General features: G+C 48.9%; 5 protein-coding genes. 4 read left to right on the forward strand and 1 reads right to left on the reverse strand.

Annotated elements, in window-relative coordinates:
- Position 1: 1 nt before the first annotated feature.
- From AQR02_RS10895 to AQR02_RS10910, 4 genes are all read left to right on the forward strand, one after another.
- Positions 2-997 carry a Gfo/Idh/MocA family protein gene (locus AQR02_RS10895; protein WP_054940577.1) on the forward strand — a complete coding sequence of 332 codons (996 nt, stop codon included), beginning with the start codon at positions 2-4 and terminating at the stop codon, positions 995-997.
- A 185-nt stretch (positions 998-1,182) separates the two neighbouring features.
- Positions 1,183-3,972, forward strand: a complete 2,790-nt coding sequence (locus tag AQR02_RS10900; protein ID WP_054942072.1) for a glycoside hydrolase family 2 TIM barrel-domain containing protein — start codon at positions 1,183-1,185, stop codon at positions 3,970-3,972.
- Positions 3,973-4,198: 226 nt separating this feature from the next.
- Positions 4,199-5,116 carry an aldo/keto reductase gene (locus AQR02_RS10905; RefSeq protein WP_054940578.1) on the forward strand — a complete coding sequence of 306 codons (918 nt, stop codon included), beginning with the start codon at positions 4,199-4,201 and terminating at the stop codon, positions 5,114-5,116.
- A gap of 136 nt (positions 5,117-5,252) precedes the next feature.
- Positions 5,253-6,143, forward strand: a complete 891-nt coding sequence (locus tag AQR02_RS10910) for a hypothetical protein (protein ID WP_054940579.1) — start codon at positions 5,253-5,255, stop codon at positions 6,141-6,143.
- A 73-nt stretch (positions 6,144-6,216) separates the two neighbouring features.
- On the opposite strand, the gene AQR02_RS34040 is transcribed toward AQR02_RS10910, so the two are convergent.
- Positions 6,217-6,805, reverse strand: a 589-nt coding sequence (locus tag AQR02_RS34040) for an ROK family protein (RefSeq protein WP_245237318.1), incomplete at its 5' end; no start/stop codon positions are given.

Here is a 6,805-nt window from a genome sequence, read left to right on the forward strand (position 1 = left end):
AATGAAATTGGGAATTGCAGGCGCCGGTAACATAGTAATCGATTTGTTAAGCTTTGTTCATGAGATTCCCGGCATTAGCTTACAAGCCATTAGTTCTAAGCCGGATCATCGGGATAAATTACTGTCTCTGCAAAAGCAGCACCGGATCTCGAAGATCTATGATAATTACACCGAGATGCTGCTTGATGATGAAGTCGATACCGTCTACATCGGGCTGCCGAATTATCTTCATTATTCTTACACGAAGGAAGCTTTATTACGCGGCAAGCATGTCATTTGCGAAAAACCGTTCACCTCCAATGTGCGTGAATTTCTGGAGCTTAAACAGCTAGCGCTTCAGAGCGGACTCGTCCTGATCGAGGCGATTACGAATCAATATCTGAACAATTACTTATTAATGAAGGAATATCTCCCTAAGCTCGGGCCTCTCAAAATCGTCGAATGCAACTATTCCCAGTATTCGTCCAGATACGATGCCTTCCAGGCGGGGCAGGTACTGCCTGCCTTTAATCCGGAAATGTCCGGAGGTGCGCTGATGGATATCAACATTTATAACATCCATATGGTTGTCGGGTTGTTTGGCAGCCCCGGGAAGGTGGAGTATCTGGCAAATATGGAGCGCGGAATCGATACCTCGGGGATTCTGTTACTTGATTACGGGAATTTCAAATGTGTTTGTATTGGTGCAAAAGATAGTACGGCTCCGAATGCGATGAACATTCAGGGGGTTCAAGGATATTTGCGCATGCACGGCTCAGCGAATATCATCGATAGCTTTGATTATGTTGCCAATAAAGAGAAGCCCGTCCAAGTGGACCATAAACATCATCCCCACCGGATGTATGATGAATTTATTGCTTTTGAACAGATAATCCGTGAGAAGGACATGGATAGGGTATCGGGGATGCTTAAACACAGTGAGCGGGTTATGCATGTAATAGAGCAGGCCAAACAATCAGCAGGCCTTGTATTTGGTCCGGATAAGCCAGAATATTGAGATTAATCTATTGTTAATGAACTATTGCGACAAGCCGTGCGGGTATCCGCATGGCTTGTATTGTTATTTATGTTATCGTTGTTATTATATTAATTGATAACGGATACATGAGAGGCTATAATGATAAACGAGGCTATGATGGGTTTAGAGAGATTACTAATTGGGAGTTGATATATTTGCAGACAATGATCAATCTTGAAGGCGAGTGGAAGTTACAGCTGGATGAAGGGAAACAGGGGCTGGTTCTGCCTTTTTCGGATAATATCATTTTGCCGGGTACTACATCGCATGCCCGCAAGGGGCCCAAGAATGAAGAGGTTGTAATCAGCGCATTAACAGATGAATATCTGTTCGAAGGATCGGCATGGTATTCGAAGGAGATCGTGATTCCCGAAGAGCTTGCCGGGAAGAAATGTATGCTGTATCTGGAACGGACGCGCCTAACGACGCTGTGGCTGAATGGCCGGGAAATTGGAAGCGCCAACAGCCTGAATACCGCCCATATATACGATTTGACCGGCCTGCTTGGTACAGGCACTCAGACAATAACGATCCGGGTTGATAATACCGGTTATCCGACTAAGGGCGGACATTTAACCTCACCGGACACCCAGACCAACTGGAACGGGATTACCGGCCGTATGGAGCTCCAGTTTTACGGCAAATCCTATCTAAGTGGAATCCGCCTCAACCCGGATGTATCTTCCCGCTCTGTCAAGATTACAGCCACACTGGAAGGTGAAGCTGACAGCGTATTGGCAGTGTCGGCTTTAAGCTTCAACAGCGAGCTGGAACATTCGGCTGCAGTTCAGGAATATGTTCTCACACCGGGAGAATTCAGCATCGAATACAACTTGGGTCCGGATGCGCTGCTATGGAGTGAAACCGCACCCAATTTATATAACCTAACACTTTCCCTGTCACAAGGGGAAGGAGAGCCATCCGACCAAACCGTACTGGTCCTGGGATTACGTGAATTCAAGGCAGACGGCGATAAGTTTACGATTAATGGACAGAAGACCTTTCTGCGCGGCAAGCATGACGGGCTGATCTTTCCGTTGACCGGTTATGCACCGACTGACGTCGAGGAATGGGTGAGAATTCTTGGGATTTCCAAATCCTACGGCATCAACCATTACCGTTTCCACACCTGCTGTCCGCCGGAAGCAGCCTTCACTGCTGCGGACCTGCTCGGAATCTACATGGAGCCGGAGCTTCCTTTCTGGGGAACGATCACAGAGCCGACTGATGAAGGACATAATCAGGCTGAGCAGGATTATCTGGTTAGCGAAGGATACGAGATTCTGAAGGCATTCGGCAACCATCCATCCTTCGTAATGATGTCGCTCGGCAACGAGTTGTGGGGGAGCAGAACCAAGATTGATTCCATCCTGAAGGCATATAAGGCATTTGACAGCCGCCCCTTGTACACACAGGGCTCCAACAACCACCAATGGATACCGGAATTTCTGGAGCATGAGGATTTCTTCTGCGGCGTGCGCTTCTCCAAAGAGCGGTTATTCCGTGGCTCATATGCCATGTGCGATGCACCACTGGGTCATGTGCAAACCGGCTTGCCGGGTACGATGAAGGATTACGACGACCAGTTCGTCCCTGCGGCCGGGGCAGCTGCGGAAGCGGAAGGTGGAGGAACTATCCAGATTCAATACGGCACGGAAGCAAAAACCGTCCAGGCGGACGATGCATCCGGAGAATGGATTCCGCATATTCCGGTAATCTCGCATGAGATCGGACAGTACGCAACCTATCCCAATTATGATGAGATTGCTAAATACAGCGGGTCTCTTAAGGCGAAGAATTTCGAAGTCTTCCGTGAACGTCTGGAAGAGAAGGGACTGGGCCATCTCGCGGCTAAATATTTCGCGGCGTCGGGGCAGCTTGCAGCAGCCTGCTACAAAGAGGAGCTCGAAGCAGCCTTCCGCACCAAGAAGCTTGCCGGCTTCCAGCTGCTGGATCTGCAGGATTTCAGCGGACAGGGCACAGCCTTAGTCGGCATCCTCGATGCCTTCATGGATTCCAAGGGGATGATTACTCCTGAAGAGTGGCGTACCTTCTGCAGCGACGCCGTTCTGCTGGCAAGATTCCCGAAATATAACTATATCTGCGGCGAACGCTTTAGCGCGGGTATCGAGCTGAGCTGGTTCCGGAGCGGATCACCAGGCACCCTTAAGCTAGACTGGGAGCTGACGGCAGGCGATGAAATACTGGCGGAAGGTACGCACGAAACAGAAGTTCCGGCAGGGGCGAATTATATCGATATCTGCCAGCTGGACATTGATCTGCCTGCAGTAACGGCCATGACCTCAGCCGTACTTAACCTCCGGATCGCGGGAACCGATATCCGCAAGAGCTACGATCTGTGGATCTATCCGGAACAGGGAAACACCGGGCTTGACGGTATCCGTATCTTCCAGGAACTTAACGGGGAAGCGCTGGCTTTGCTGGAGCAAGGTGAAAATGTACTGCTGATGCCGAAGCCGGAGTCGCTGAACAATGCTATCGAAGGCTACTACTGTACGGATTTCTGGTGCTACCCGATGTTCCGCTCGATTTCTGAGAGTATGAACCGGCCTGTACCTGTCGGTACTATGGGTCTGCTGATCGACAACAGCCATCCTGTGTTCCGTGACTTCCCGTGCGAAGAGCATTCCACTTATCCTTGGTGGAATATTATAGAGAACTCAAAGTCGCTTATCATGGACGGAACAGATTCAGCATGGAGTCCTATGGTGCAGACAATTGACAATTTTGAACGCAATCATAAGCTGGGCTTCCTGTTTGAGTGCCGGGTCAGGGCCGGTAATCTGCTGGTTTGCGCCTTGGACGCTGACAAGGCAAGCGTAACGCCGGAAGGCAGACAGTTCCTGTCCAGTCTGGCCGGTTACATGACTTCCAAGGAATTTAAGCCGCAATACACAGCAACCAAGGAAGAGCTTCAGCGGATTATTCAATAAACCAGATTAATCTATAAGTTCAACAAGCCAAGCGGCCATTATAACAATGGCCAGCTTGGCCTGTTTGTTGTTCGTATATTTAGCCTATGTGTTTGACTTAGAGTTAACTCTAGGTGTAATAATAACAATAATTGTCTGTAACTTATTCGAAAGTGGGGAACTGTCAAATGGATTATGTGAAATTGGAAATACCGGTCTGGATGTATCCCGGCTGTGTCTGGGATGTATGGGCTTCGGCGATTCAGAGCGCTGGGTTCATCAATGGGTACTAGGCGAAGAGGATAGCCGTCCGGTTATTAAAAGGGCACTAGAGCTTGGCATCAATTTTTTCGATACGGCAAACGTCTATTCGGGCGGGACCAGCGAAGAAATTATCGGGCGTGCACTCAAGGATTACGCCAACCGGGATGAAATCGTACTCGCGACTAAGATTCACGGGCGGATGCATGAAGGCCCTAACGGTGCCGGACTTTCCCGGAAGGCGATTATGAGTGAAATCGATAAAAGCTTAAAACGCCTGCAAACCGATTATGTCGATCTTTACCAGATTCACCGCTGGGATCCTGCTACACCAATCGAAGAAACGATGGAAGCCTTGCATGATGTGGTGAAAGCAGGAAAGGCAAGATACATAGGAGCTTCTGCTATGTACGCCTGGCAGTTCCAGAAGGCTCTGCATACAGCAGAGAAGCATAACTGGACACGTTTTGTAAGCATGCAGGATCATTACAATCTAATCTACCGGGAAGAGGAGAGGGAGATGCTGCCGCTCTGTAAGGAAGAGAAAATCGGTGTCATACCTTATAGCCCGCTTGCGGGCGGAAGGTTAACGCGCTCTGAGCAGGAGACGACTTATCGTTCCGAGACGGATCAGGTTGCCAAAATGAAATATGATTCAACTGCAGCTACCGACCGTCTGATTATTGAGCAGGTAGCAGCCATTGCTGAACAACGCGGCGTTCCCCGGGTACAAATCGCCCTTGCCTGGCTGCTGCACAAAGAACCGGTAACTGCGCCAATTATCGGAGCTACAAAAATATCACATCTGGAAGATGCGGTTTCTGCTCTCTCCGTCAAATTAACCCTTGAAGAAATGGCTTCACTGGAAGAACCATATGTGCCTCACCGGATTGTAGGGCATTAGTAATCAGGATAAATGAAGTAATAAACAGACGCAATAACCTCCAATTGCTATCCCTAAGGCAACATATTCCAGTCTACTTTACACAAAATTATTGGTAAGGTAGAGGGTAGCTATTGATACGAGGTGATAGATGAATATGTTGAAGAAACACTGTTTGTTCTGTGACGAGATTGTACCCATTGAACAGGAAGGCAATTACGATAGTTATTTCGGCTGTTCCTGTTCACCAGGCGGGCTATATCATTTGCGGCGGGACAGCTACGAGTCCATTAATGCACTCCCGCATCCGAAGAAACGGGACCTTCTGCATATCATATCTGCTTATATCCGGGAGAAGACAGACTGTGATGACAAAGTTTATCTTAAGGCAGATGATCTGGAATCCATCGCAAATTCTCCGAATATACCTGTAACCATTGAAGATAAAGGTAACCGTCTGCTGCAATATTTGTACAGGCATTCCGAAAGCCCTGAGGAATCGGTTGCCATTCATCCGCTCTCCAATAATTATAACCTGACCTATTCTCCCAACCTGCAAGAACTGGTATATATCATAGACAAGCTTGGGAATGAGCAATTCCTCATTCGGGAAGGCATGAACTTTAAGCTGACGGAAACAGGGTGGAATGAAGCAGCAGCCAGCACCGGAGGGAAGAAGCTAAAAGCCTGTTCTATTCTCATCCAAGGCGGGAAGGAATTACACGCAGAATGGCAGGAGAAGCTGCTGCCCAAAATCGGGCAGTTCGGTTATCGGCCAACTTTGCTGACGCATACCCAGTCACCAGAGAATGAACAATATGATCTGGGCCTAATCGCTGACAGTAAACTGATTATTGCCGATGTAACCGGTCAGGCACCCGGATTATATTTTGCGGCAGGCTATGCGCTGGGCAAGGGTATCCCTGTAATTTGGACCGTGAATAGCAGTGATGCCGATGAGCTTACTGTACAGTTACAAGAAATCCGCCCGATAGTATGGGATACCGCTGAAGAACTGGCTGTGCTGATTCAGCAAAAGCTAAGTTAAACAAAAAGAGCAGAGATCTTCCCCGTAAAGGGATCATCTCTGCTCTTTTATCATGTGCTTTTTCCCGGAATGGCTATTCATTTCCTTCCCATTCATGCAGCACCATGATGGCTGCGCCAGTAGCCACGGCCTCATCCGTTAGCATTCCATGCGAGAAGACCGGGCTGTATTCCGGATAATGGTAAATGTTTGATTTCGCAGTCTCCAGTGCAATATTGAAGACCAGCGGATCAGCGCTCACGAGTGGGCCGCCCAGAATTACGTATTCAGGATGAAATGTGTTGATCAAATTGGCTAGCCCAATCCCCAGATAGCGGGCCGTTTCAGCAAATTGCTCTTTAACGAGAAGATCTCCCTGTGAAAGGGCGTCAAGCAGAGTTGCAAAATTGACACAGTCAGGCGAAATGGGAGACAGCATGCTGCTGCGCCCGGTCTTAAGCTGGGCACGAACACGCTCCACCAGGGATGGCACGGACACAAAAGCTTCCAGCGCTCCATAATTCCCTTTACCCCGGAGTCTTGGTCCGCCGGTCTGTACGATCATCTGGCCGACCGCCCCTTCCGTATCCACCGCACCCCGGATAAGCTTACCGCCGGACATCATAGCTGAGCGGATATTGATCCCTGCATGCACATAAAGGGCATGCTCAATATTATCATTG

Source organism: Paenibacillus ihuae, from assembly GCF_001368795.1.
In the GTDB taxonomy this organism is placed as follows: Bacteria; Bacillota; Bacilli; order Paenibacillales; family Paenibacillaceae; genus Paenibacillus_AQ; species Paenibacillus_AQ ihuae.